18 protein-coding genes are annotated in these 25,542 nt (G+C 73.2%); 9 read left to right on the forward strand and 9 right to left on the reverse strand.

Annotated elements, in window-relative coordinates; translation table 11 throughout:
* The first annotated feature begins 94 nt into the window (after positions 1-94).
* Together ACFZP7_RS00970 and ACFZP7_RS00975 are read left to right on the forward strand one after the other, a co-directional pair.
* Positions 95-1,435 carry a phthiocerol/phthiodiolone dimycocerosyl transferase family protein gene (locus tag ACFZP7_RS00970; RefSeq protein ID WP_385638282.1) on the forward strand — a complete coding sequence of 447 codons (1,341 nt, stop codon included), beginning with the start codon at positions 95-97 and terminating at the stop codon, positions 1,433-1,435.
* A gap of 103 nt (positions 1,436-1,538) precedes the next feature.
* Positions 1,539-2,057 carry an RNA polymerase sigma factor gene (locus tag ACFZP7_RS00975; protein WP_046250857.1) on the forward strand — a complete coding sequence of 173 codons (519 nt, stop codon included), beginning with the start codon at positions 1,539-1,541 and terminating at the stop codon, positions 2,055-2,057.
* A 104-nt stretch (positions 2,058-2,161) separates the two neighbouring features.
* On the opposite strand, the gene ACFZP7_RS00980 is transcribed toward ACFZP7_RS00975, so the two are convergent.
* The 3 genes from ACFZP7_RS00980 to ACFZP7_RS00990 all read right to left on the reverse strand — a co-directional run bounded on the left by ACFZP7_RS00980 (position 2,162) and on the right by ACFZP7_RS00990 (position 4,899).
* A complete protein-coding gene (locus ACFZP7_RS00980; protein ID WP_306693533.1) occupies positions 2,162-2,854 on the reverse strand; it encodes a PAS domain S-box protein in 693 nt (230 codons plus the stop codon).
* 892 nt (positions 2,855-3,746) lie between these two features.
* The gene (gene cynS, locus ACFZP7_RS00985; RefSeq protein WP_307949162.1) at positions 3,747-4,217 is read right to left on the reverse strand and encodes a cyanase; all 471 of its coding nucleotides are present in this window, start codon (positions 4,215-4,217) and stop codon (positions 3,747-3,749) included.
* A 103-nt stretch (positions 4,218-4,320) separates the two neighbouring features.
* Positions 4,321-4,899 carry a carbonic anhydrase gene (locus ACFZP7_RS00990; RefSeq protein WP_385633539.1) on the reverse strand — a complete coding sequence of 193 codons (579 nt, stop codon included), beginning with the start codon at positions 4,897-4,899 and terminating at the stop codon, positions 4,321-4,323.
* Between the two features lie 124 nt (positions 4,900-5,023).
* Between ACFZP7_RS00990 and cynR the strand changes: the two genes are divergently transcribed.
* Positions 5,024-5,935, forward strand: coding sequence for a transcriptional regulator CynR (gene cynR, locus ACFZP7_RS00995; RefSeq protein ID WP_385633540.1), 912 nt, complete (start codon positions 5,024-5,026; stop codon positions 5,933-5,935).
* A 120-nt stretch (positions 5,936-6,055) separates the two neighbouring features.
* On the opposite strand, the gene ACFZP7_RS01000 is transcribed toward cynR, so the two are convergent.
* From ACFZP7_RS01000 to ACFZP7_RS01025, 6 genes are all read right to left on the reverse strand, one after another.
* Positions 6,056-6,376 (reverse strand): MerR family transcriptional regulator, encoded by a 321-nt coding sequence (locus tag ACFZP7_RS01000; RefSeq protein WP_062139375.1) that lies wholly within the window; start codon positions 6,374-6,376, stop codon positions 6,056-6,058.
* A 602-nt stretch (positions 6,377-6,978) separates the two neighbouring features.
* Positions 6,979-7,752 (reverse strand): aminotransferase class IV, encoded by a 774-nt coding sequence (locus ACFZP7_RS01005; RefSeq protein ID WP_164290487.1) that lies wholly within the window; start codon positions 7,750-7,752, stop codon positions 6,979-6,981.
* Between the two features lie 145 nt (positions 7,753-7,897).
* The gene (locus ACFZP7_RS01010) at positions 7,898-8,593 is read right to left on the reverse strand and encodes a PAS domain-containing protein (RefSeq protein WP_086024807.1); all 696 of its coding nucleotides are present in this window, start codon (positions 8,591-8,593) and stop codon (positions 7,898-7,900) included.
* A 491-nt stretch (positions 8,594-9,084) separates the two neighbouring features.
* Positions 9,085-11,913, reverse strand: a complete 2,829-nt coding sequence (locus tag ACFZP7_RS01015; RefSeq protein ID WP_385633541.1) for an ATP-binding protein — start codon at positions 11,911-11,913, stop codon at positions 9,085-9,087.
* A gap of 3 nt (positions 11,914-11,916) precedes the next feature.
* A complete protein-coding gene (locus tag ACFZP7_RS01020) occupies positions 11,917-14,919 on the reverse strand; it encodes an AAA family ATPase (RefSeq protein WP_385633542.1) in 3,003 nt (1,000 codons plus the stop codon).
* A gap of 72 nt (positions 14,920-14,991) precedes the next feature.
* Positions 14,992-17,877, reverse strand: coding sequence for an AAA family ATPase (locus ACFZP7_RS01025; RefSeq protein WP_385633543.1), 2,886 nt, complete (start codon positions 17,875-17,877; stop codon positions 14,992-14,994).
* Positions 17,878-18,247: 370 nt separating this feature from the next.
* Here ACFZP7_RS01025 and ACFZP7_RS01030 point away from each other — a divergent pair, with 370 nt between their 5' ends.
* The 6 genes from ACFZP7_RS01030 to pabB all read left to right on the forward strand — a co-directional run bounded on the left by ACFZP7_RS01030 (position 18,248) and on the right by pabB (position 25,487).
* Complete coding sequence (locus ACFZP7_RS01030; RefSeq protein ID WP_385633544.1) at positions 18,248-19,624, forward strand: glycosyltransferase; 1,377 nt, start codon at positions 18,248-18,250, stop codon at positions 19,622-19,624.
* 62 nt (positions 19,625-19,686) lie between these two features.
* Positions 19,687-20,745, forward strand: coding sequence for a DegT/DnrJ/EryC1/StrS aminotransferase family protein (locus tag ACFZP7_RS01035; protein WP_030971039.1), 1,059 nt, complete (start codon positions 19,687-19,689; stop codon positions 20,743-20,745).
* 76 nt (positions 20,746-20,821) lie between these two features.
* Entirely contained in the window at positions 20,822-22,003 is a 1,182-nt protein-coding gene (locus ACFZP7_RS01040; RefSeq protein ID WP_385633545.1) for a cytochrome P450, read from the forward strand.
* A 40-nt stretch (positions 22,004-22,043) separates the two neighbouring features.
* On the forward strand, positions 22,044-22,238 hold the full coding sequence (locus ACFZP7_RS01045) for a ferredoxin (RefSeq protein ID WP_019328939.1): 195 nt from the start codon (positions 22,044-22,046) through the stop codon (positions 22,236-22,238).
* 62 nt (positions 22,239-22,300) lie between these two features.
* On the forward strand, positions 22,301-23,071 hold the full coding sequence (locus ACFZP7_RS01050) for a thioesterase II family protein (protein WP_385633546.1): 771 nt from the start codon (positions 22,301-22,303) through the stop codon (positions 23,069-23,071).
* Between the two features lie 205 nt (positions 23,072-23,276).
* Positions 23,277-25,487 carry an aminodeoxychorismate synthase component I gene (gene pabB, locus ACFZP7_RS01055; protein ID WP_385633547.1) on the forward strand — a complete coding sequence of 737 codons (2,211 nt, stop codon included), beginning with the start codon at positions 23,277-23,279 and terminating at the stop codon, positions 25,485-25,487.
* Positions 25,488-25,542: the final 55 nt, after the last annotated feature.

Below are 25,542 nucleotides of genomic sequence, written 5' to 3' on the forward strand. Positions count from 1 at the left end.
CGAAAGCCCCTCACCCCCGCGGACAGCCGGCGGTGGCAGACCGATCCCGGGCCGTGGGAACCCCGACATGAACGACGGAAAGAAGGCTGACGGCATGCACCGTGCGCTGTGTCCGGTCGAGGCGCTCTACGTGGGCCAGAGAAGCAGAGCCGTCCTGTCCTGCACCCTGCGCGGACCCGTGGACGTCGCGGCGCTGTCGGCCGCCTTCGACGCCCTCACGGAGGCGAACCCGACGCTGCGGACCCGCATCGTCCAGGAGGGCACGGGCGAGGGCACGGGCCACGTACTGCGCCTCCTGGACGAGGACGAGCGGCCCCGGCTGGCCACCCGCACCGGCGGCGTGGAGGAGGCCTACGCCGCGGAGCTGAACCGGCCCCTGCCGGTCGGCGGCCCGCTGAGCCGTGCCGTCCTGGTCAGCGCGCCCGACGGCGAGAGCCACCTGTTCGTGCTGGTGGTGGACCACACCGTCACCGACGGCCACAGCAGCATCGCCCTGCACAACGCGCTCTGGGACCGCTACCGGTCCCTGGTCGACGGCGAGCGCCCAGCGGCAACCGGCGACGCCGGCCCTCCGCCCTGGCCCATACCCGTCAGCCGGCTGCTCCCGCCCGCCGACGCGGCCGACACGGCGAAGTACCTGGAGGGCCGCCTGGCCGAGACGCGGCTGCACCCGGTCGAGCTGGTGCCGTACGACGTGCGGCGCCCCTCCGGCACCGCCGGCCGGTCAGCCGGAACCGACGGGCACATCGAGGTCAGCCGGCTGACGCTGGAGGCCGACCTCACCTCGCGCCTGCGCCGGACGGCGCGTGCCTCGGGCGTCTCCGTGCACGCCCTGGTCGCCGCGTCGCTGCTGGCCGCGGCCCGGCGGCGCCTGGACGGCGACGGCCCCCGCACGCTCGGCTGCCTCTCCCCCGTCGACCTGCGGTCCCGGCTGTCCCCGCCGCTGCCCGCCTCCGCGATGGTGCCCGCGGTGACCACCCACCTCCAGACCCTCGCCGTGTCCCGGACCTCCGAACCGCTGGAGCTGGCCCGTGCCGTGCACACCCGCCTGAGCGACTTCCTCACCCGCGGCGACCATCTCCACGAGATGCGCATCACGCCGGAGATCCCCCGCAATCCCGCCCTGCAACTGGCCACGGTGATCGCCACCAACATGGGAGCCGTCCCCGGTCCGCGGCTGCCGAGCGGTCTGCGGGCGGTGGACGTGCGGCTGGTGCCGGCCCGCGAGCAGTACTTCCCGCAGGCGGGACGCAGCCCCGTCATGGCGTGCGTGGTCTCCTTCGAAGGCCGGCTGGCCATCGAGTTCCCGCACTCCACAGCCTGCTTCAGCCCGGACTTCATGCGGGCGTTCCGCGACGACGTACGCACCGGCCTCCTCCGTTTCGCGACCGCGACGGGACCCGAGCCGGCCCACGCCCACGCCGTCACCGGCTGACCTCAGCCCGTCAGCCCGTCAGCCCGTCAGCCCGTCAGCCCGTCTCTTCGCCCCGGCTCACGCATCCCGGCCGTACGGTTGCCCGAAGGAGTCTCTGCCCGACATGACCACCGTCAGCGAACTCCCCTCTCCCCTGACGCTGCTCCCCCGAGCCCAGGCGGGCGACGAGCACGCGATGAACCACCTGCTCACCGGCATCACGCCCTACGTGGCGCGCATCTGCCGGTCCATCACCCATGACGACGGTGCGGACGCCACCCAGGAGGCGCTGCTCGCGATCTACCGCGGCCTGAGGACGCTGCGCGAACCGGCGGCGTTCTACGGCTGGGTGCGCTCGGTGACGGTCCGCGAGGCCGTCCGCACCGCCAAGCGCTACGGCGAGGAACGCAGCTGCTGCGAGCTGGAGACACGGCAGGAGACCAACCCACTGGACGCGGTGCACATCAGCGACGTGCTGGAGCGGTTGTCCCAGGCGCACCGGCAGGTGCTCACCCTGCGCGCCTACGGACTCAACGAGGACGAGATCGCCGAGGTGCTCGCCCTGCCCCTGGGCACCGTCCGTTCCCGTCTCTTCCGCGCCCGACGGCGGTTCCAGGAGGCGTGGCAGCCCTCGGCGGCGTGAGGCGCTCGCCGGTGCCGCGCCGCCGGTTGCGTACGCAGGTGGCCGCGGCGGTGCGTCACCGCCACGGCCACCGCCCGGGACCCGGGAGCGCGGCCCCGTTCGCGCTACCGCACGCGGTCGGGCAGCACACGCGGGGGCCACTGGCCGGCCGCGAACATCCCGAGGGCGTGGGCTCGCGCCACCAGGGCCGGCCGGTTGGGTGCGTCGAACCGCCGGAACATCTGCCCGACGCGGTACTCGACTCCCTGACGGCTCAGATAGAGACGGGAGGCCAACTGCGCCGTGGACTCGCCACTCGCGACCCCTTCCAGGACCTGTGCGTCGAGGGCGCTGAGCACGGGTCCGTCGGCGGCCTCAGGTCGGGTGCCCCGCTGGGTTCCGCGCTTTTCTCCGGCCCGACGTATGCCCGCCGCACGGGGCGCCGATTCCGCGCGGCGCAGAGAGACGACGAAGCCGGAAACGGCACCCGAGGGTTTCCTGACGGCGACCCCGGTGACTTCGGCCATGAATTCCCGACCACCGCCGTCCCGATAGGTCACGGTCTCCGTGAATCGCCGACACGCGCCTGTCGAGAGGGCGGTGAACTTCTTCCGCAGCCGTACGGGAACAGGTGAATGGAGCAGGTCGAGAATGCGGCGTCCGCGAATCTCGTCGGTGCTCATCCCGAATCGGCGGGCGAACTCGGGCTCCGCGACCGTGACGGTCAGGTCCCCGGGGGAGACACGGGCCGTGCAGGCCCTCACCGAAGGGGCGCCGCGGTGCGTGCCGCTTCCGGTCGGGCCGGGGCGGGCGGGCACGGCCGGGGCGGCGGCGCCCTTCTTGTTCTTGCTGGGCGAGGCGTCGGGGAAACTCGTGGTCGCCACGGACGTACCGTCCTTCTTCCTGCGCGTGGGGGGCTGGGAAGGGTCGGCGAGCGCGGAGCGGACCGGTGCGCTGGGCCTGGGTGTCGACGGGCGCCCGGTGACGGCACGCACCACCGGGTCGGTGGCCGGGCCGGATGTTCCGCGTCGCCCCGGGTCGACCGGCAGCGGGCGCCGGGCTCCCCGGATGGGTCGAGAGGGGTCGAGGTGAGCTGAGCGGACGGCGGCGAGGCAGCCGACATCCCTATGCGTCGGACAACGTTGTCAGGGCCATTCGATATCGCTGCCCGACCTTTCCGGGTGGGCGCCGGGGGGTTCGTTCGGCCGTACGGTCGGCCTGCGCCAGGAGTCCGGCCGAGAGCTGTACAGCACGAAAACCTCCACGAGATGAAGGATGACCGTATCAAGGAGCGGTTTCGAGACTAAGGGCCGACAACCTCCCTAGCAAGGGTCCGTCAAGTGACCTCGGTAACCCGCCAACCCCTTTGTGACCGGGCATTTTTCGGGCCGCGAGAACCACCGATACAAACACTGCCGGAGTGCCGGCCGCTGCCCTTCGAAAGGGGATTTCCCCCACGTCCACCAGCATCCGCGCGCCGCGCGGACTTCGGGAGGAACCGACGAATCGACGTGCCCGAACGGGCAGCCGGAGTCCCCTTGCCGTCACGACGGGATCGCCCTGTCCGTTGCTCCGAGGATTTGTCGCCAGCGGGTTCGTGCCACCGGAGCCGAGCCAGTGAGTGCCGGAGGAACGGGGCGGGGCGGGCCGGAAGAATGTTCTTCCGGCCCGCCCCGTCGCCGCCGGTATGGGACGCCGTAGCGGCGCCGGTCAGAAGGGCTTGGTCGGCAGGTACTTGCCGTCCAGAGTGATGACGGCGCGCTCGCCGCCCTCGGGGTCGGCGACCTTCTTCACGTCGAGCCTGAAGTTGATCGCGGAGATGATGCCGTCACCGAACTCCTCGTGGACCAGGGCCTTGAGGGTCGTGCCGTAGACCTGGAGCATCTCGTAGAAGCGGTACATGGTCGGGTCCGTCGGAACCCGGTTCGGCATCGAACCGCGGAGCGGAACGGTCTGCAGCAGCATCGCCGCGTCGTCGCCCAGGCCCAGCAGCTCGGCCACGGCGTTCGCGGACTCCTCCGGCAGCGCGTGCTGACCCAGGACGGCAGCGGTGGTGAAGGCCACCGACAGGCCCGAGGCGTCAGCGATCTGCTGCCAGGAGAGGTTCTTGACGGTCTTGGCCTCCACGGCCTTGGCTGCCAGGGCTTCACGGGCGGTCGAGTCGAGCTGTGCGTGCACCATGATCAGTACGTCCTTTTCTCAGCTGGGCCACCTCACGAGGATGAGGTGAGATGGCGAGTGGGGGGAGGGGAGTGTCCCGGGTGGGTGGCCGGGGCCGGGAGTATCAGGCCGCTTGCGGGACGGTCAGGTCCTGGACCCGGCCGGTGGGGATGTCGAAGACCCAGCCGCGCACGGTGACCTTCCCTTGCGCCGACGCCTTGGCGACCGAGGGGTGGGTGGCCAGGTTCGCGAGCTGGGCCAGTACGTTCTGCCGTACCAGGGCGGGAACGTCACCGCCTGCGACGGTGCGGGCCACGGAGGCGTCCGCGTGCCGCAGCCAGGTGGCAACCGCGGGAGCACCGCTGAGGTCGTGGCCCTCGGCGAGTGCGGTCATGGCACCGCACGCGGAGTGACCACAGACGACGATGTCCTTGACGCCGAGTGCGGTGACGGCGTACTCGATGCTCGCCGTGATCCCGTCGGCCTCGGGGGTGTAGGCGGGCACCAGATTGCCGGCGGTGCGAATGACGAACAGGTCACCCGGCTCGGTGCCGGTGATCAGCTCGGGGACGACGCGGGCGTCGGAGCAGCCGATGAACAGTGTGTGCGGTGTGTGATGCGTGGCCAGGTGGGCGAAAAGCTCCGCCTTGGCCGGGAAGACGTCCCGCTGAAAACGGGTGACGCCTTCGGTGAGGTCCTCCATGGTCACTCCCTTCGGGTGGTGATCGGCCCTGTGGGCTGGTGAGATCCACCCTGCATGACCTCCTGCTATAGCGTCCAAGAGCTGTTGGAGATAGGAGCTATTGCCTGCATCTATAGTTCATTCCATGGCTGCTCTCGAACTGCGTCACCTGCGCTATCTGCTCGCGGTCGCCGAACACGGCCACTTCACCCGCGCCGCCGAGGAGCTGCACATCTCCCAGCCGACGCTCTCCCAGCAGATCAAGCAGTTGGAGCGGTCCCTGGGCGTGCAGCTGTTGGACCGCACCGGTCGCGCGGTGCGGCTCACCGACGCGGGCGCCGTGTACACCGACCACGCCCGGCGCGCGCTGCGCGACCTGGCCGCCGCGGAGCGTGCCGTCCACGACGTCCAGGACCTCTCCCGTGGTCACCTCCGGCTGGGCGTCACTCCGACCTTCACCGCCTATCTGGTCGGCCCGCTCACCGCCGAGTTCCACACTCGCCACCCCGGCATCAGCCTCACCCTGATGGAGATGACCCAGGACCGCGTCGAAGCGGCCCTGCTCGCCGATGATCTCGACCTCGGCATCGCCTTCGCCGGCCCCCACCTCCCCGGCATCGCCGCCACCGCCCTGTTCACGGAGACACTCACCCTGGTCACCGGCACCCGCCGGCCCGACGCCGGCCACGTCACCCCGCTACCCGTGAGGGAGCTGGCCGACCGGCAACTCGTCCTGCTCAATGGCGACTTCGTCACCCGTGATCACATCGACGCCTACTTCGCCCGCCACCGGACGGCCCCACGCATCAGGGTCGAGGCCAACTCCATCCAGGCACTCACCGAGATCGTCCAGCGCACCGGCCTGGCCACCGTCCTGCCCGACGCCGTCACCCACGACCACCCCCATCTGGCCCCCGTCCCTCTCGACCCACCCCTCCCCACCCGCACCGTCACCCTCCTGCACCGCGAGACTGCCTACCGCGGCGCCGCCACTCGCGCCTTCACCCGACTCACGCACGACCTCGTCCGCACCCGCGGCTACCCGCCCGCGGCGTAAGCCCGCCGGACCAGCCGGTGAGAACCCGGCTCGTACCGCGGGGTGATCGGTGGCCTGCCGGCGCTGGTCATCGCTGCGGGCTCGGGCGGCGCGGCCGCATGCGGCCCGGGGACGAGCGACTCACCGTGCTCGGGCGCGGAGTTGCTCGTTGATGCGTTGGGCTTCTTCGAGTTGGTCCTCGAGGGCGATGATCCGGCAGGCGGCTTCCACGGCGGTGCCGGCGTCGACGAGTTCGCGGGCGCGGGCGGCGATGCGCAGTTGATAGCGGGAGTAGCGGCGGTGGCCGCCCTCGGAGCGCAGTGGGGTGATCAGGCGGTGCTCGCCCAGGGAGCGGAGGAAGGCGGGGGTGGTGCCGAGCATGTCGGCGGCCCGGCCCATGGTGTAGGCAGGATAGTCGTCGTCATCGAGAGGGGTGGCGGGGCGGGTACTGCGTGAGGGCATAGACCTCTTCTTCCGAGGACGCGTCGAGGGGTCCGGGCGCCGACCGGCGCCCGGACCCCGAGCTTTCAACACCATCTGCCGGCTTCTGCGAGCCGACTCTCGTTTTCCGCTGCTCTCCGCCTGGAGGGGCGGGGCTGCGGGGATCGCGGATGCGTGACCGGGGACCACCTTCCAATCCGGGGCCTGCGGTACCCGGGCGGTCTACTCGGCCCGGGCGATCCTGATGGCGTTCTGCTCCTTACCTGTTGCGGGTGTTCCATCCGTACTGCTGGGTTGTGCGGTACTGCTGTGCGACCCCTGGGGCCGCTCGGCCCGGCAGCCAGTGGAGGAACCCGTCACTTCCGGCTCCGCCGCTCCGCTGCCGTTCCGCTCCTTCGACCTGCTGCACGGCAGTTCGTCTCTGCCGTGCCCATCGACTTCTGGGTACGACACAAACTCTAGCCCTGGGCGACAGCAATGTCTACAGCGACGACGACAGATTTACTCCACCTGCGGGACCGGGGATTCTTCGTCGAAGACGACGGCGCCCGCTGGGTCCCCGACCTCGACGGCTCTGAGCCGGACGGTGCCGTGCGGGCCGGGACGGCGGGGGGGCGCCTGACTCAGAGCCGGTGAGCGGGCAGCGCCCGGTAGCTCTCCACGAGCCGGGTCATCTCCGGGTGCGACGAGGGGTACTCCCGGTGGTCGATGCGGGTGATGGGACGCAGAACGGCGGTGGCGTTCGTGGCGAAGGCCGCCTCGCAGCCGTCGAGGTCGGGGAGGCCGACCAGCTCGGTGGGGTCTCCCCCGGTCTCGCGCAGGAGGTGCCGTGTCGTGCCGGGCAGGACGTCTCCCCCGGGCCAGACGACCCGGCCCTCGCGCACCAGGCCGATGTTCCAGGTGCCGCCCTCCAGCACCTCGCCGGCGCTTCCGGTGAACAGCACGTCGTCGTAGCCCTCCCGCCGGGCACGGCGACGGAGCCGAAGGGCGGGTCCCAGGGCGACCGATTTCACCTCGGGCAGGTCACGGCGGTGGACCGCGGTCCGCACCCGCAGGGGCCCGGGGTCCGTCTCCGGGGCCGGCCGTGCGGTGACCAGGATCCGCGGACGGGCGTCCGCGTCGATGGTGGCCTGGTCCAGCGCAGGGTCGAACACGGTGACGCGGACGATCCGGCGGCCGCTTCGCGGGACGGCCCGGCGGGCCAGGGCGCGCACGCGGTCCGGGTCGAGTGTCGTGTCGAAGAGGAGCCGGCAGTCGCGGATCAGACGCTCCAGGTGGAGGCCGAGGCCCCGTACCCGGCCGTCCTCCACCAACAGGGTGGTGAAATGGCCGTAGTTGGTCAGGGCCAGGGCCGCGAGCGCGTCTTCGCCCGCGGGCCGGCCGTCGAGTTCGATCACGGTGTCTCCCCTTCGTGCCTGCCCGGGCCGGCACGGCGGCCGGCGCGCTGCCGTGGGTGCCGCGCGGGACGGGTGGGTGCCGGACGGGGGTGCCCGGTGTGCGGGGCGACGGTGCCGCCGCCCCGCACACCGGGCACGGTCCGGCTCACTTGATGTAATCCTCGACGACCTTGGGCGGCCAGGTGCCGACCTTGAGGACGCCCATGGAGTAGGCCCGGGACACCAGGGCGGCCCGGTTCGGGACCTTGAGCGCCCGCAGCAGGCCGGTCACGTGGTACTCCACGCCCTGGCGGCTGAGGAAAAGGCGGGAGGCGAGGGGGATGGTGGAGACACCGGCGGCTATGCCCTCCAGGATGCGGGCGTCGATCTCGCTGAGGAGCTTCTTGCGCGGCGCCATCTCCTCGGCGTCCTCGGTCCGTTCGTCCGCACCGGACATGACGACGAGAATCGCGGCCACGTCGGGGGTGTGGCCGCCCTGGACGGCCATGGCGCGCAGCGGGAGCGCGGAGGCGGTGCTCTCCTGATCGACGGCGATGACGTCGGTGAGGAAGCGGCGCCGCTTGCCCTCCAGCAGACGCGAGAACTGCTGCATCAGCGGTGGCCGGACGCTGGGGTGGATCAGGTCGCAGAAGTTCCGGCCGCAGAGGCTGGAGGCCGGTCCGCCGAAGCGGCGGTCGAACTCCTGGTTGACCTGCTGGATGGTGAGAGCCGGATCCAGGCAGGCGATGTAGGCGTCAGCCCGGTCGAAGCCGTCGGTGTGACCGGCTGCCGGCACGGCGGTGCCGGCCGGACCGGCCACGGGGGTGCGGTCCATGAGCGTGGCGTGGGGGGTCGGCGCCAAGGAACTCAAACCCTTCTTCTATCGGTGCTTTAGGAGGAGGGCCAGGTAAGCGACTGGCCTAGCGCGAAAAAGAATGCGACAGAAAAGGAAGACGCTGGAATATTACGAAGGCCGACGATGACCGGTCAACGCGACAACGGTTTGACCTGCTAATACTGTGGTGACTCCTTCGGTAGGTACGGTTCCGCACCGAAGGGGTTCGGTCGGGGAGGTTCGGTGTGGACACCGAACCCTTCGGCGCCCCCTCCGGCCGATGGAATTGACCCCAGAACGCGCCAAAAGAGACAGCCCGCCCCCAGCGGGCCGACGTCATCGCGCCAGTTCAGAGCAGGCACGCGCGGATCGCCTCGCGAGTGCGGTGCCCATCCGGGGAGGAGCGGAGGAGAGAAAGCGGTTGCCCTCGGCGGGACGCACTCGGAGGGAAAACGGAAAGGCCCGGGCCTCGTCCCGGATATGGCGGGGACGACGACCCGGGCGACTTCACCGAATGGCTACCTGTGGAAACTCGCGCCTTCCGCGCGGGAAACAAGAGCGATGAGTTCCCGGCGTCCGGGGATACCCAGTTTCCGGTAGGCGTGGGTGAGGTGCTTTTCGATGGCGCGGGAGCTGACACCCAGCTCGCCGGCGATCTCCTGGTTGGTCAGGCCGCGGCAGGCGAGCCCCGCCACCTGGCGCTCGGTCGGGGTGAGCACGGTCTCCGGGGACGCCGTGTACAGGGGCGTCCTCACGGTGCCGCGGGTGGCGCGCTCGGCCAGCGCCGGGGCACCGCAGGCGGTCGCCAGGGTGGCTGCCTCCCGGACCAGCGCCTCCGACTCGGGGCCGCCGCCCAGGCGTTCGGCGAGCGAGAGCAGCGCCCGGGCGAGTTCCAACTGGTTGGCGGATCCGCGCAGGACGGTGACCGCCTCGCGCAGCCGAGCCGTACCCCGTCCGCCCTCCTCCAGCCGGCCGAGCAGCCGCAGGGCCCGGCCGACGCCCACCGGGGCACCCCACTGCTCGGCGCGGGCGTACTCCTCCTCGGCCAGGACCCGTGCGGTGCGGGTGTCGCCCATGCGCCGGTGCACGCTGATGGTCCAGGGACGCCAGGGGAAGAGCACCGGGTTGTGCCAGCCCGCGGCCTCCATCTGGCGGCCGCAGGACTGCAGCGAGTCGAGGGCCCCCGTGTGATCGCCCGTGGCGATCTCGCCGATGGCTTCCAGCAGGCGGAGCAGGCCGGTCAGGGGGAGGCCCTGGGACCGGGTCCGGTCGACTCGGCCCAGCACGCGTTCGGCGAGGGCGGGGTCACGGGTCTCCAGGGCGACGATGGCGTGGGTCATGGTCGCCACCGTGCCCAGGGAGTGGTGGTCGGTCTCGGTCATCCCCAGCGCCGCCTCGGACCACTCGCGGGCCTGGGCCAGCCGGCCCCGGCCCAGGTGGACGAGGGCCTGTTCGATGTGGGCGAGCGCGTTGGCGGGGGTGGTGCGCCGCTCGTGCGCGCGCTGTTCGACCGGGAGCCAGGAGTCGACGGCCTCCACGGAGTCGGCGGCGATCATCGTGATGATCACCAAGGGGAGGGTGGAGTGGACGCGGGCGGAGGTGGCGGGTTCGCGGTCGAGGATGCGTTCCGCCAGTCGCACCACCTCCGCGGCGGGCAGCCGGCAACTGAGGGTGACGGCACCGAGCAGGGCGATGGTCAGCTCGCGCTCCGCGCCGGTGTCCACAGGTGGTTCGGGCCCGAGTTCCTTCAGCCGCTCGGCGGCCGCCGCGAGCTCGAAGGGGTCCTCGTGGCCGCAGTGCCGCAGGCGGGCCTCCAGCCGCAGCGCGAGGTCGCGGTCGAGGCCGGTGAGCCCGGAGGCCGGGCCGAGACCCTCGGCCGCCTGGCGCAGCAGGTCGACGACGGTGAGCGGGGTCGGGCCGAGCGGAGTGGGTGAGATGCGCAGCGCGGCCACGGCCCGGTCCCGGGGCTCCGGCAGCAGCGTCATGGCCTGGGCGATGTGCCGTTCGCAGGCGAGTGGGTCGAAGTCCCTCTCGGCGGTTCCGAGTTCGACCAGGAGCCGGGCGCGGGTGACGCCTTCGGCGGGGCTGTCGAGCAGGGCGCGCCGCAGGTAGCGGGCGGCGGTGTCGGATGCGCCGCGGCGCATGGCGGTGTCGGCGGCGGCGCTCAAGACCTCCACGGCCCAGGGCTGGCGCCGGGTGACGACGGCCATGAGCTGGGCGGCGACCTGCTCCGCTGGACTGCCCGAGGCGTACAGGAGGGCCGCGGCCTCGTCGTGCAGCCGCTCGCGCTGGTCCATGGTGAGGGTGGACTCGACGGCGTCACCGACGGCGCGGTGGGTGAAGCGCGGCTCGTGCGCGGAGGTGAGCATGCCCAGAGCGCCCAGCGCGCGCAGGGCTCCGGAGTAGCCGGCGTCGTCCAGTCCGGCCAGGCGGGTCAGGGTGGCGACGTCGCCCTGCTCACCGAGGATGGCGATGGCGGCGGCGAGGTCGCGTACCGGGGCGGGCTGGGTGCGCAGGGTGCTGGCGAGGTGTTCCCGCAACTGGGACGGGCTCAGCCTCCGGGTGAGATCGGCGTGTTCGGCTTGCGGTCGGCGGCCGACGAGGTCGGTGCCGACCAGGGTCGACATCAGGAACAAGGGGTTTCCGGCGGAGGCCTCGTGACAGGCCCGGACGAATTCCTCGTCGCCCGGTTCGCCGAAACGGTCACGGACCAGCGTACGGGCGGCCTCCAGGCTCAAGGAGGCCGGCCTCAGGGTCTGGGTGGCGGCCTCCCGCAGTTCGCGGATCAAGGCGTGGCTGGTGCGGGGGTCGCCGTCGCGCAGCGCGCACACGACGACGGCCCGCAGTCCGTGCAGCCGCTTGGCCAGGAAGGTGAGCCAGCGCAGCGAGGGCACGTCGGACCACTGGAGGTCGTCCACGAGGACCAGCAGTCGGCTGTCGGCGCTGACGTTGGCCAGCAGCGAGAACAGTCCGTGCAGCACCGCTTCGGTGGCGGCGATCGCCTGGTCGGCGCCGGGCGAAGCGGTGTCGTCGGCCAGCACGTGCCGGGCGAAGGACGCGTGGGCGTCCATCCAGCGGCCGCGCACGTCCTGGGGCGAGCCGCTGAGCAGGGGCTCGAAGAGCTGCCGTACGACGCCGAAGGCGAAGTCCTGCTCCATGGGTGCGGCGTTGGCCCGCAGCACCCGGACGTCCTCGTGGGCGTCGCCCACCGCGGACAGCCGCTGCAGCAGCGCCGAGCGTCCGATGCCGAGGGGGCCGGTGACCACCACGAGGGAGGACCGTCCTTCGGCGGCGGCGCCCAGTGCGGCGTCGACCAGGGTGATCTCGGTGTTGCGCTCCAGCAGCATGGGTCAGCCGCCCTCCGGTCCGTATCTCAGTGCGCGCAGTTCCTCGCGTCCGCGGATGCGGAGTTTGCGGTAGACACCGCTGAGGCGCAGTTCCACCGCGCGGGTCGTCACCGACAACGTGGTGGCGATCTCCCGGTTGGCCAGACCGCTCGCGGCGAGGAGGGCGGTCTCGTGCTCGGCGGGGCTCAGCGCGGGCCAGCCGGCCGGCGGCCGCGGGTGCGGCGCGGCGCCCCGCCCGGGCGGTACGCCGGCCGGAGCGGGCAGGACCTGGGAGAACCCGGGGAGCGGGCCGGGAGCGACGCCGCCGGCCGTGGAGGCTCTGCGGGAGGTGAGGGCCAGCGCGGTCCTGCGCTCGGCCTCCGCGCTCTCCGCGGAGGCCAGTTCGAGCACGGCGCGGGTGTAGTCGGTACGAGCGGGGGATTCGCTGAGGGTGGCGACCGCGGCCCGGAAGTGCTCGGTACGGTTCTCCCTGATCACCACCGCCAGGCCGAGTTCCGCGCGGCCGAGGGCGCTGCGGGTGCCCCAGCGGGCGGCGAGCCGCACCTCCTCGCGCGTCAGGCGCAGGGCCTCCGCGTCGTCGCCGAGTGCGTGGGCGGCCTCGGCGGCCAGGGAACGCCAGGGCAGGACCGCCGGGTTGACGCAGCCGTAGTGCAGCAGCCAGCGTCCGCAGGCGCGGAAGTAGGCGCGTGCCCGCTGCGGATCGTCCTCGGAACGGGCCAGCACGCCGCGTGCGAAGAGGAGATAGGCGCTGGTGGCGCACTCCTCGGAGAGGGACGGGACGGGGCGGGCGGCGATCTCGCGGGCCCGGTCGGGGCGGCCGTTCTGCAGGTCGGCGACCAGGTTGAGCGAGGCCCAGTAGGGGACGAACAGCGGGTGGAGCCGGGCCGGCGGCAGCTCCGCCTCGGCCGCGGCCAGGTCGCGGGCGGCCGCGTCGGGGCGACCGTGCCGCAGGTGGAGGTCGGCGCGGACGGCCAGGACGTGGGCGATGGCTATCGCGGCGCGTTGCCGGTGGGCCTCGTTGAGCAGAGTGGCCAGGTGGGCCTCGGCCTCGTCGCCGTCGTCGGTCAGGAACAACGCGCGGCACGCGAACAGGCGGGGCGTCACGAGCGGGGGGCGGCCGCCGGGATCGGGCGCGAAGGCCGCCCTGGCCAGCCGGCGGGACGCCTCGAGATGGACGCCGGCCATCGCGTGTTCCCAGGCGCGCACGCCGGCGACGGCGGGGCTGTGCGAGTGCTCGGGCAGGGCGGGGGCGGGAGGGACGCCCGGGCAGGTCTCCTCGTGACGCAGGAACCGGGCGACTCGCAGGAGGGCGATCAGCTCGTGCCGCTCGCTGACGGTGGCAAGCTCGTGCCGCTCGCCGACGGTGGCAAGGTCGTCCCGCTCACTGACGGTGGCATCGTTGTCAGCGGTGGCGGTGCGCTCGGGGTGCTCGTCGGACCCGTCCCGGTGCGCCGGGTCGGACGTGTTTCCGCCACGGGGAGCGGTCGCGTCGCCCGCGACGGCCCGGGCGCGGCGGCCGGGCGGGCTTCCCATGCCGCTCCCCCGCCCCGGCGCGGGGACGTCCGCGTCGAAGGGAGCAGGGGCGCCGAGTGTTCCGGGGCCGGTGGGCTGAGCAAGGCGCGCGGCGCGGGTGTCGCCGCCGAGGAGGCACAGGTCGACGGCCTGGGCACGCAGGCCCGTACCGGTGCCGGTGGAACGTATGAGGCCGTGCAGGCGGCGCTCCGCGGCCGTGGGGGCGGTGACCATCTGCACCGAGGCCAGCTGGAGTTCGACGCGGGCCCGTTCCTCGGACCGCAGCGGCTCGTCCAGGGCGCGGGCGAGGTAGGCGGTGGCCCGATCCCGCCTTCCGCTGCGCAGTGCGGCGGCGAAGCCCCGACGCAGAGTGGCCACGGCCCACGGCGCTCCCACGGGGCGGGCGCGCAGCAGCAGTTCGGCGATGCCCTGGTCGGCCACGGCGACCCGCTGGGCGAGCCGGGCGGCGCGCGCGTACAGGTCGGCGCGGTCGGCTGCGGGCATCTCCTCCAGGATCCGGGCGCGCACCACGGCGTCGTGGCCGGGGGGCGATCCGTCGCGGGGGGTGAGCAGGCCGCTGGCCATGAGCGTGGCGCGCAGCCGGGCCTCGGGCACGGGATGCAGGCCGGCGAGCGTGCAGACCAGCGGGAAGTCGAGCAGGTCCCCGCAGACGGCGAGCGCGCGCAGGACGTCGACGGCGACCGGGTCGCGCAGTTCGCTCAGTGCCTGCGCGGCGTGGTCGCCGACCACTTCGGCGGTCAGGGCGCGCAGGTGCTCGACGTGCTCGGCGCGTGGGGCGCATCCAGTGCGGGTGAATCGGAGGAGGACCTCGTGGACGACGGCCGGGACGCCGCGGGTGGCCTGGGCGAGGGCGTCGGTGAAGTCGGTGTCGCCGGGGACGCCGCAGACGGTGCGCACGGCGGCGCTCACGCCGCTGGTCGTCAGGGGCGGCAGCGCGAGTTCGATGGTGCTGGCGAGGCCGGTCAGCGGGGTCCCCACGCTCCACTCGGGCCGGTCGATGGCGGTGCCGGTGGTGCTGGTGAGCAGGGCGAGAGGAGCCCGGGGCAGGCGGCGGGCCAGGGCCTCCAGCCAGCGCAGGGAGGCCGGGTCGAGCCACTGGACGTCCTGCACCACGAGGAGGGTGGGCCGGTCGTGGCACGCGGTGAGCAGGTGGTTGAGGCCTGGCAGGCCGCCGGGGCGCTGCGGGGCCACGAAGAGGCGGGTGGCGATGTCGCGGTCCTCGGGCGCGAGGAGCTGGGCGACCACCCCGTAGCGCAGTTCGTGCTCGGCGGAGGTGGCACGGGCGGCGAGTACGTGGACTCCCCTGTCCCGCGCCTGCCCCGCGGCCCAGCGCAACAGCTCGTTCTGCCCCAGACCGGGCTCTCCCGTGACGGTGACCAGGGCCGGGCGGCCGGAGCGGAGTTCACCGATCACGGCGGAGAGGACCGCTTGTTCCCGGTCGCGTTCGAACAGTGGCAGGTCAGGGGGTGCCATGTCGTGATCTTATATTTCCGCGAGGCCGGTGGTTCGCGCGTCGGACGTCTTGTTCCCCCGTTGACGGAACGTTCATCTGCCGTCTCCGCCCGGCCGGGAGACGGCGTCCTCCGCTCGCAGGGCCGCGCCCAGATCGGCCCGCCGCTGCACGCCCAGTTTGCGGTAGACGCTGGTCAGATGGAGTTCGACGGTGCGCACGGTGACGAAGAGCGACTGCGCGACCTCCCTGTTCCCGGCTCCGGAGGCGACCAGGCCGGCCACCGTCCGCTCCGTGCCCGTCAGCATGTCCAGCGCGGACGAGGTGATCTCCCGCATGCGCCCGCCGGCCGCGACCAGCTCCTGACGAGCCTGCCGGGCCAGGGCCACGCAGCCGCAGCGTCGGGCCAGCGCGACCGCTTCGCGCAGGTGTTCCCGTGCCTCCCGGGCTCGGCCCTCCCGCACCAGCGCGCGGCCCAGCATCAGGGAGGCACGGGCCTCGTGGCCGCGGGCCGGTGAGGACCGCAGCAGGGCCACCGCCTCGCGCAGGGGTTCCACCGCCGCCGCGCCCGGCGTGCTCGCGCCGCGGGCCAGGGCGGCGTATCCGCGGGCACGCAGGGTCCCCCACCGCTCGCTGGGCGCGGCGCCCCGTTCGGCGAACTCCCGTGCCTCCTCGGTGCGGTCGAGCCCGCCGAGGAGGCAGGCGGCCTCCAGCCACCAGGGGGCGAAGACGGGGTTGGCGAGCCCGGCCTCCTCCAGCGAGTCGCCGCACGCCACGAACGTCTCCAGTGCCCCTTCCAGGTCTCCGCGGGCCTGCCGGAGCCGACCCAGCGCCATCAGGTACCAGTGGTACTCCCACACGAAGCGGTCGAGACCGGGGCGCTTGATCGCCGAGAGGGCCTCCTCGGCCCGCTCGGTCTCACCGCGTGCGACGAGGGAGGTCGCGTAGGCGGTGTGGGCCATGGTGGCGTTGTCGCCCCAGCGTTCCCGGCCGATGATCTCCAGCGCCGTCTGGGCGTCCGCCGCGGAGTCCGCGAGCGCGCCGTTCTCCAGGCGGAACATCGCCCGGGTGGACAGGGCCAGGGCGTACGTCCACACCGCGGCCTTGTCCCGGCTGTCCCGCAGCACCGCCTCCAGCGCGTCGTCGGCGGCCCGGTCCTCCTCGGCCAGGTACAGGGCGAGCGAGGCGGGCAGCAGCGACCACGTCCCGAGCGGTGCGTCCGGTGTGCGCAGCGCCCGGCGTGCGCGGCGCGCGCTGTCCGCCGCGCGGCCGGCGTCCGCCGCGCAGAGCACGCTCAGCATGGCGAGCTGCTGGCGCTGGGCGGGGGTGTCGCCGGGCGGCTCGGGGGTCCGGGCGGCGCGGCGCAGGGCCTGGGGGAAGGTGGACTTCTCGTCGGAGCCGACGATCAGCAGGGCCGACTCCGCGAGTGTGCGCAGTTCCCGTTCGGCGGGGTCCGGCACGGGGCCCGCCTCGGCGTCGAGGGCGTCCAGGGCCTCGGTGAGGATCCGGGTGCCCTGTGGGGCCCGCTGCACGCTCAGACAGGTCAGGGCGAGCTGGATCGCGGTGCTGGTGCGGGCGCGCGCGTCGGTGGACAGGTCGTGCGCCTCGTGCAGCAGGCTGAGGGAACGCTCCGGGTCGTTCTCCGCCAGCGCCTTCGCGAGCCGGGTCAGCAGGGCGGGGTCGTCCGGTCCGGCCTCGCGCACCCGCTGGAGGTAGCGGGCGGCCGCTTCGGGGGCGCCCCGGTGCTCGGCCTGGGTGGCGGCGGCGCGCAGTACGTCCAGGGCCCAGGCGTCCGTGGCCCCCGGCACCAGCAGGAGTTGCGCGGCGCTCTCCTCGGGCGGGCGGCCGATGTCGCTGAGCAGCCGGGCGGCGCGCAGGCGCAGCTCGGCCGCCTGGGCCGCGCCGAGGGTCTCGAGGACCGCGGCACCGACCAAGTCGTGGACGAGTTCGCGGCGGTCGGCCCGGACCAGGCCGGCCTCCCGCAGTACGTCCACCGCCTCCTCCACGTGCGGGACGGACAGTCCGGCCAACGCGGCGAGGTAGGCGGTGTCCTCGTCGCCGAGCACGGCCATCGCGCGGGCCGTGCGGCCCACCCAGTCCGGCTGGTGTTCCAGCACCCGGTGCACGGAGGCGGCGACGGTCCTCCCGCCGATCTCGGCCATCCGGCGTTCCCCCGCCTCGTCCGGGCCGAGGCCGGCCGCGCGCAGGTCGTCCAGCAGGCGGACGACCTGGAGGGGGTTGCCGCCGGTGACGGACGCCAGACGGTCGACGAAGGACGGTCGGGGCTGCTGGGCGGGAAAGAGCAGGCCGGTCAGTTCGGCCACCCGCGGGGTGTCCAGCGGCCCCAGCCGCAGCGACACCGGCAGGTGGTGGGCGACCAGGTCGGCGAGCGCGTCGCGGGCGGCGGGACCGGCCTCGGTGCGGTGGGCGGCCACCACGAGCAGCGGCAGGCCGTCGGCGCGGCGCAGCATGAAGTCCAGCCAGCGCAGGGAGCGTTCGTCGCACCAGTGGGCGTCGTCCAGGACGAGCGCCAGGGGGCCGTCGGCCGCCAGGTTGACGGTCAGCCAGTACAGGCCCTGCAGCACCGAGAAGGTCCCACCGGGTAAGGCGTCGCCCTCCTGGGGTGCGGCGGTGAGGGCGGGCAGGGCGTGCCGGGCGCCTCCGTCCAGCAGGGTCGAGGAGCGGCCCCTGCGGCCGGTCAGGCCGAGCGGGCCGAACAGGGCACGCACCGCGCTGTAGCCGGTGGTCGCCTCGACGGCGCGGCAGGATCCGTGCAGGACGGTCATGCCGGCGAAGGGGCCGCCGTCGGCCAGGGCGGCGCGCAGCAGGGCCGTCTTGCCCGCGCCCGCCGGGCCGTCCAGGAGAACCAGGCGGGGCTGTCCGGCCCGGGCGGCCGCGGCGTGCCCGGCCAGTGCCTCGAGGTGCCCGGACCGCCCGACCAGCGGCGGGACGGGGTGCGCGGTGCCGGCCCGGTCGGTCACTTGCTCTCCCTAGGGTCGTACGGGCCGGACGGCGCCGTGGTCCTCGTGCGCCGGCCGGTGGTCCTCCCGCGCCGGCCGGCCCGGGCTGCGCCGGAGCCCCGCGCGACCGAGGTGACCGGGCGACTGCCCCGCTCCCCCCGCGCCATGCCTACGTATACGTCACAAGTACGCCTCGGAGAGGCTTCGCGGCCTCGTGAGGCGAGAAATCTAAGGAATTCCCCCGTCGCAGCCGTGAGATCAAGTGGTGGTGCGGTCGTCGTTCCCGTGTCCGACCCCCGGCCGGCCGCACGCCATCGCATCGTCGCGCCCGTCGCACGCCTGACCGGCGGGCCACGGCGCACCACGGCAGTCACTTCGTGAAAGGGCCCGCATGGACTCCGCCGCCCGGCCGATCCTCTTCGTCAGCCTCCCCGAGAGCGGACTGCTCAACCCGTTGCTGGTGCTGGCCGGGGAGCTGGCCCGGCGCGGCGTGCCCGACCTGTGGTTCGCCACCGACGAGCACCGGCGGGGTGACGTGGAGGGCCTCGCGGCCGCGTCCGCGGTGTCGTTCGCCTCGCTGGGCGGGGTGGTGTCCGAACTGTCGGCGGTGACCTGGGACGACGCGGTGTACCGCGAGGTGACGCAGTCCTCGCGGTTCAAGGCGCATCGCGCGGTGGTGCGGCAGTCCTACAGGCCGACGCTCCAGGCGCGCAAGTACCGCGAGCTGGAGCGCGTCGTGGACGAGGTGCGGCCGGCGCTCATGGTCGTCGACTGCGTGGCCGGCTTCGCGGTCGACCTGGCGCTGGCTCGGGGCATCCCGTACGTGCTCAACGTGCCGTTCGTCGCCAGCAACGTGCTCACCTCGCACAACCCCTTCGGCACCTCGTACACCCCGAAGAACTTCCCCGTGCCCAATTCGGGTCTGCCGCTGGCGATGTCGGCCCGGCAGAGGCTGGCCAACACGCTGTTCAAGTGGCGCACGCTCGGGATGTTCCTGCATCCGCGGATGGGCAGGGTGCTGCGCGAGGACGCGGCGATCCGCAAGGAGCTGGGCATCGCCCCGCCCAACGCGATGACACGGGTGGACGGGGCCGCCGCCGTGCTGTGCGCGTCCATCGCGGAGCTGGACTACCCCTTCGACGTCCCCGAGAAGGTGCGCCTGGTGGGGGCCGTGCTGCCGCCTCTGCCGGAGGCCCCGGACGACCGTGCGGTGGCGGGGTGGCTGGACGAGCAGACCTCGGTCGTCTACATGGGCTTCGGCACCATCACCCGCCTGACCCGCGAGGAGGTCGGCGCGCTGGTGGAAGTGGCCCGGCGGATGTCGGGCACGCACCAGTTCCTGTGGAAGCTGCCGCGGGAGCAGCAGCACCTGCTGCCGCCGGCCGCCTCCCTGCCGCCGAACCTGCGGGTGGAGAACTGGGTGCCCTCCCAGCTGGACGTGCTGGCCCACCCGAAGGTGTCGGTGTTCTTCTCGCACGGGGGCGGCAACGCCTACCACGAAGGCGTCTACTTCGGGAAGCCGCAGGTGGTGCGGCCGCTGTGGGTGGACTGCTTCGACCAGGCGGTCCGCGGCCACGACTTCGGCATCAGTCTGACCCTGGACCGGCCGCACACCGTCGACCCGGACGACGTGGTGGACAAGCTGACCCGGGTCACCTCCGATCCGTCCTTCCGCGAACGGGCCGAGCGGCTGGGCGAGCTGCAGAAGGCGGCCGGTGGCCGCCGGGCCGCGGCCGACACCGTACTCGGCCTGCTGGCGGCGGCATGAGCCGCCCGGCGCACCGGCCGCATCCCGTCGACTCCCAGCCCAGCGACAGCAGCGAGGACCGCATGGCCTTCACCCACCCCGTCTCCCGGCCCTTCCTGACCGGCCGGGAACTGGAGTACGTCACCGACGCCGTGTCCGGCGGCTGGATCTCCTCCCAGGGACCGTACGTGCGGCGCTTCGAGGAGGCCTTCGCCGCGTGGAACGGCGTGGCGCACGGCGTCGCCTGCTCCTCCGGCACCGCCGCCCTCACCCTCGCGCTGCGGGCCCTGGGCATCGGCCCGGGCGACGAGGTGATCGTGCCGGAGTTCACGATGATCGCCTCGGCCTGGGCCGTCACCTACACCGGCGCCACCCCCGTCTTCGTCGACTGCGCGGACGACCTGAACATCGACGTCACCCGCGTCGAGGAGAAGATCACCCCGCGTACCCGGGCGATCATGCCGGTGCACGTCTACGGGCGGCGCTGCGACATGGACGCGATCATGGACATCGCCCACCAGTACAACCTGCGGGTGGTGGAGGACTCCGCCGAGGCGCACGGGGTGCGCCCGGTGGGGGACATCGCCTGCTTCTCGCTCTTCGCCAACAAGATCATCACGGCCGGCGAGGGCGGCGTCTGCCTCACCGACGACCCCCGGCTCGCCGGGCAGCTCGCGCACCTGCGGGCCATGGCCTTCACCCGCGACCACAGCTTCCTCCACAAGAAGCTGGCCTACAACCACCGCATGACCGCCATGCAGGGCGCCGTGGCGCTGGCCCAGGTCGAGCGCCTGGACGACATCCTGGCCGCACGCCGGGAGATCGAGGCCCGTTACGACGCCGCTCTCAAGGACGTCCCCGGCATCACGCTGATGCCGCCGCGCGACGTGCTGTGGATGTACGACCTGCGCGCCGAGCGCCGCGAGGAACTGCGCGCCCACCTCGACGCACGCGGCGTGGAGACCCGGCTGTTCTTCAAGCCGATGAGCCGGCAGCCCGGCTACCTGGACCCGGTCTGGCCGACCCTCAACGCCCACCGCTTCAGCGAGGACGGCCTGTACCTGCCCACCCACACCGGGCTCACCGCCGACGACCAGGAGTACATCGCCGGGGCGGTCCGGGAGTTCTACACCTCCGGCTGAGACCGGCCGGCCCGTGCGCCGCCCGCCCGACGCGGGCGCGGCACCGCGACCGCACGACGAGAGACGAGGAACGGACATGACGACCAGCACCGGCCCCACGGTGGTCGACTTCCCCTTGCGCACACCCGAGGAGCCGCTGCCGCTGTCCCAGTACGCCGGCCACCGGCGGCAGAGCGGCCTGGTGCAGTCCCACCTGCCCAACGGCGTACCGATCTGGCTGGTCACCCGGCACGAGGACGTGCGCGCGGTGCTCACCCATCCGAAGATCAGCGCCAACCCTGACAACGAGGGGTTCCCGAACGTCGGCGAGACGATGGGCGTGCCCAAACAGGACCAGATCCCCGGCTGGTTCGTGGGCCTGGACTCCCCCGAGCACGACCGTTTCCGCAAGGTCCTCATCCCCGAGTTCACGGTACGCCGCGTCCGCGAGCTGCGCCCCGCCGTCGAGCGGATCGTCGACGAGCGCATCGACGCGATGCTGGCCGGCGGCAACACCGCGGACCTGGTCAACGACTTCGCGCTGCCGGTGCCGTCCCTGGTGATCTCCTCCCTCCTCGGTGTGCCCCCGGCCGACCGGGACTTCTTCGAGTCCCGCACCCGCACCCTGGTCGCCATCCGCTCCTCCACCGACGAGCAGCGCGCCACGGCCACCCGTCAACTCCTGCGCTACATCAACCGGTTGATCGCCATCAAGGACAAGTGGCGCGGCGACGACCTGATCAGCCGCCTGCTGTCCACGGGGCAGCTCAGCCACGAGGAACTCTCGGGCGTCCTGCTGCTCCTGCTGATCGCCGGGCACGAGACCACCGCCAACAACATCGGGCTCGGTGTGGTCACCCTGCTCTCCCACCCGCAGTGGGCCGGCGACGAGCGGGCCGTGGAGGAGCTGCTGCGGCTGCACTCGGTGGCCGACATGGTGGCGCTGCGCGTCGCGGTGGACGACGTGGAGATCGCGGGCCAGGTGATCCGCAAGGGCGAGGGCATCGTCCCGCTGCTGGCCGCCGCCAACCACGACACGGAGGTCTTCGGCTGCCCGCACGCCTTCGATCCCGAGCGGTCCGAGCGGCGGCACGTGGCCTTCGGCTACGGCGTCCACCAGTGCCTGGGCCAGAACCTGGTCCGGGTCGAGATGGACGTCGCCTACCGCAAGCTGTTCGAGCGCATCCCCACCCTGGAGTTGGCCGTCCCGCTGGAGGAACTGGCCTTCAAGTACGACGGGATCCTCTTCGGACTGCACGAACTGCCGGTGCGCTGGTAGCCGCCGGTACCACCCCCTACCACCGAGGAGCCAGACGATCATGCGTGTCACCGTCGACAGCGAACGGTGCGTCGGCGCCGGCCAGTGCGTGCTCAACGCCCCCTCCGTCTTCGACCAGGACGACGACGGCGTCGTGGTCCTGCTGCACGAGGAACCCGCCGCCCAGGACGCGGACGCGGTCCACGAGGCGGGCGACCTGTGCCCGTCGGGCTCGATCACCGTCCACGAGGACTGACCCCGGCCGACACCACCACCGAGCCGGAACCACCAGAGCAAGAAACCGGAAGGACACACACCGTGACCACCGCTGAGGACACCCGGGCCCTGTGGCTGCGGCGCTACCACCCGGCCGGCACCGACGCCGTCCGGCTGGTCTGCTTCCCGCACGCCGGCGGCTCCGCCAGCTTCTACCACCCGGTCTCGGCGCGCTTCGCACCGCGGGCCGAGGTCATCTCCTTGCAGTACCCCGGCCGTCAGGACCGGCGCAAGGAGCCCTGCGTCACGGATCTCGGCACCCTGGCCGACCTGATCACCGAGCAGCTCCTCGCCCTGGACGAGAGGCCGACGGTGTTCTTCGGGCACAGCATGGGCGCGGCCCTGGCCTTCGAGACGGCCTGGCGCCTGGAGCAGCGGGACGCCGGCCCGCACACCGTCCTCGCCTCCGGCCGCCGGGCCCCGTCCACCACCCGCGCCGAGGAGGTCCACCTGCGCGACGACGACGGGATCGTCACCGAGATGAAGCGGCTGAACGGCACCGCCGCCGGTGTCCTCGGCGACGAGGAGATCCTGCGCATGGCGCTGCCCGCGCTGCGCGGCGACTACCGCGCCATCGAGACCTACTCCTGCCCGCCCGACCGCCGGGTGCGCTGCGCCCTGACCGCCCTCACCGGCCGAGACGACCCGCTGACCACGGTCGCGGAGGCCGAGCGCTGGCAGGAGCACACCACGGGGCCGTTCCGGCTGCGGGTGTTCGACGGCGGCCACTTCTTCCTCACCCAGCACCTCGCGGCGGTCCAGGCCGAGATCGGACGCGCCCTCGACCCGGTCCCGCCCGCCAACGCTTCCTGAGCGCCCCGCCCGGGCGAGGGATGGGCCGCCGCCCGGGCCGGTGCTGGAGCCGTGACCGGCGTACGCCCGTCGGTGCCGTGCCCGAGTCCGCTCACCGCAGCCGTGGCCGACGCATCACCGGAGAGCCCGCACACGGCCGGACGGCGACCCCGTCCGTCGCCCTTCACGTCACTTTCCGCTCCCGCGCCCCCCGGACAAGGACACCATGCGCACACTTCTCGTCGACAACTACGACTCCTTCACCTACAACCTCTTCCACTACCTGTCCCGGGTCAACGGACGGGAGCCGGAGGTCATCCGCAACGACGATCCGGGCTGGCGGCCCGAGTTGCTCGACGCGTTCGACAACGTGGTGCTCTCCCCCGGCCCCGGCACCCCGCACCGGCCCGCCGACTTCGGCCTGTGCGCCGCCATCGCCGAGGAGGGCCGGCTTCCGGTGCTCGGTGTCTGCCTGGGCCACCAGGGCCTGGCGCTCGCCCACGGCGCACGGGTGGGGCGCGCACCCGAGCCGCGCCACGGCCGCACCTCCGTCGTGCGGCACGACGGCACCGGCCTCTTCGCGGGGCTGCCGTTCCCGCTGGAGGTCGTGCGCTACCACTCCCTGGCGGTGACCGACCTGCCGCCCGAGATCGAGGCCACCGCCTGGTCGTCGGACGGCGTGCTGATGGCGCTGCGCCACCGCACGCTGCCGTTGTGGGGCGTGCAGTTCCACCCCGAGTCCATCGGGACCCAGGAGGGGCACCGCCTCCTGGACAACTTCCGCCGGCTCACCGAGCGGTACCACTCCTCACGGCGCGGCGGTGCGGGCCCGGCGGGCACCGCTCCCGCGCCCGCCACCGGGGACACGTCCGCTCGCGCCGCGCGGTCCGCACCGGACACGCCCGGCTCCGTCCGGCGGCTGCGGGTCCTCGCCGAGCGGCTGCCGGCGCGCTGGGACGCGGAGGTCGCCTTCGACACGTTGTTCCGCACCGGTGAGCACCCCTTCTGGCTGGACAGCAGCCGCCCCGGCGGTCGCCTGGGCGAGTTGTCGGTGATGGGTGACGCCTCGGGCCCGCTCGCCCGGATCGCCCGGGCCGACGTGCAGGCCGGCACCGTGACGGTCACCGCCGACGGCACCAGCCGCACCGTGTCGGGGCCCTTTCTGTCCTGGCTGGAGAACGACCTGGCGGGGCTGCGCACCGAGGTGCCCGAGCTGCCCTTCGAGTTCGCCCTGGGCTGGGTGGGCTGCCTGGGCTACGAACTCAAGGCCGAGTGCGGCGGCGACGCCGCCCACCGCTCCCCCGACCCCGACGCCGTCCTCGTCTTCGCCGACCGCGCCCTGGTCCTCGACCACCGCACCGACACCGGCTACCTGCTCGCGCTCGCCGAGGACGGCGACGAGGACGCCGCCCGCGCCTGGCTCGCCGAAGCCGCCGCGTCGCTCCACGGCATCGCCGGCCGGCCGCCGGCGCCGTGTCCCCCGGTGCCCGAGTGCACCGCGGGCCCCGTGGAGCTGCGGCACGACCGGGACGCCTACCTCAAGATGATCGACGTCTGCCAGCAGGAGATCGCCGCCGGCGAGACCTACGAGGTCTGCCTGACCAACATGGCCGAGGTCGACACCGACCTCGATCCCTGGCAGGCCTACCGGTCCCTGCGCCGGCTGAGCGCCGCACCCTTCGCCGCGTACCTGCACTTCGGTCCGCTGGCGGTGCTCAGCAGCTCGCCCGAGAGGTTCCTGCGCATCGACCGGCACGGCGCCATGGAGTCCAAGCCGATCAAGGGCACGCGGCCGCGCGGCGCCACCCCCGAGGAGGACGCCCGGCTGGTCGAGGACCTGGCCTCCTCCGAGAAGGACCGCGCCGAGAACCTGATGATCGTCGATCTGGTCCGGCACGACCTGGGGCGGTGCGCCGAGGTCGGCTCGGTCGTCGCCGACCCGGTGTTCCAGGTGGAGAGCTACGCGACGGTGCACCAGCTGGTCAGCACCGTCCGGGCCCGGCTGCGTCCGGGCACCAGCCCGGTGGCCGCGGTGCGGGCCGCCTTCCCCGGCGGATCGATGACCGGCGCCCCGAAGATCCGCACCATGCAGGTCATCGACCGTCTCGAGGGCGGGCCGCGCGGCGTGTACTCGGGTGCCATCGGCTACTTCTCGCTGACCGGCGCGGTGGACCTGTCCATCGTCATACGCACCCTGGTGCTCAGCGGCAACCGGCTGCGCTACGGCGTCGGCGGCGCCGTCATCGCGCTGTCCGACCCGGCGGCCGAGTTCGAGGAGACGGCGGTCAAGGCCGCCCCGATGCTGCGCCTGCTCGGTGCGCGCTTCCCCGGCCGCGAGGAGGCCGGCGGGGATCTCGTCCGGCCCGCCGCCCGCGTCCCCGCCGCGGCCCCCGAGCCCGCCCCCGCGGCGCGGGCGGAGTCGGCCGTCACCCGGTGACCGCGACGGGAGCCGCCCCCGCCCCGGGCCGGCTCCCGTCCCCGCCACGCTCGTG

The sequence above is a fragment of the Streptomyces sp. SudanB5_2050 genome (assembly GCF_964272335.1).
Taxonomy (GTDB): domain Bacteria; phylum Actinomycetota; class Actinomycetes; order Streptomycetales; family Streptomycetaceae; genus Streptomyces; species Streptomyces rochei.

Bases quoted from the DNA above. Each gene is read 5' to 3' on its own strand.
- cynR (WP_385633540.1), top strand. From the start codon at position 5,024: ATGGCTGCTCTCGAACTGCGTCACCTGCGCTATCTGCTCGCGGTCGCC.
- ACFZP7_RS01000 (WP_062139375.1), bottom strand. From the start codon at position 6,376: ATGCCCTCACGCAGTACCCGCCCCGCCACCCCTCTCGATGACGACGAC.
- ACFZP7_RS01030 (WP_385633544.1), top strand. From the start codon at position 18,248: ATGGACTCCGCCGCCCGGCCGATCCTCTTCGTCAGCCTCCCCGAGAGC.
- ACFZP7_RS00990 (WP_385633539.1), bottom strand. From the start codon at position 4,899: ATGGAGGACCTCACCGAAGGCGTCACCCGTTTTCAGCGGGACGTCTTC.
- ACFZP7_RS01020 (WP_385633542.1), bottom strand. From the start codon at position 14,919: ATGGCACCCCCTGACCTGCCACTGTTCGAACGCGACCGGGAACAAGCG.
- ACFZP7_RS01045 (WP_019328939.1), top strand. From the start codon at position 22,044: ATGCGTGTCACCGTCGACAGCGAACGGTGCGTCGGCGCCGGCCAGTGC.
- cynS (WP_307949162.1), bottom strand. From the start codon at position 4,217: ATGGTGCACGCACAGCTCGACTCGACCGCCCGTGAAGCCCTGGCAGCC.
- pabB (WP_385633547.1), top strand. From the start codon at position 23,277: ATGCGCACACTTCTCGTCGACAACTACGACTCCTTCACCTACAACCTC.
- ACFZP7_RS00975 (WP_046250857.1), top strand. From the start codon at position 1,539: ATGACCACCGTCAGCGAACTCCCCTCTCCCCTGACGCTGCTCCCCCGA.
- ACFZP7_RS01035 (WP_030971039.1), top strand. From the start codon at position 19,687: ATGGCCTTCACCCACCCCGTCTCCCGGCCCTTCCTGACCGGCCGGGAA.
- ACFZP7_RS01040 (WP_385633545.1), top strand. From the start codon at position 20,822: ATGACGACCAGCACCGGCCCCACGGTGGTCGACTTCCCCTTGCGCACA.
- ACFZP7_RS01015 (WP_385633541.1), bottom strand. From the start codon at position 11,913: ATGCTGCTGGAGCGCAACACCGAGATCACCCTGGTCGACGCCGCACTG.
- ACFZP7_RS00970 (WP_385638282.1), top strand. From the start codon at position 95: ATGCACCGTGCGCTGTGTCCGGTCGAGGCGCTCTACGTGGGCCAGAGA.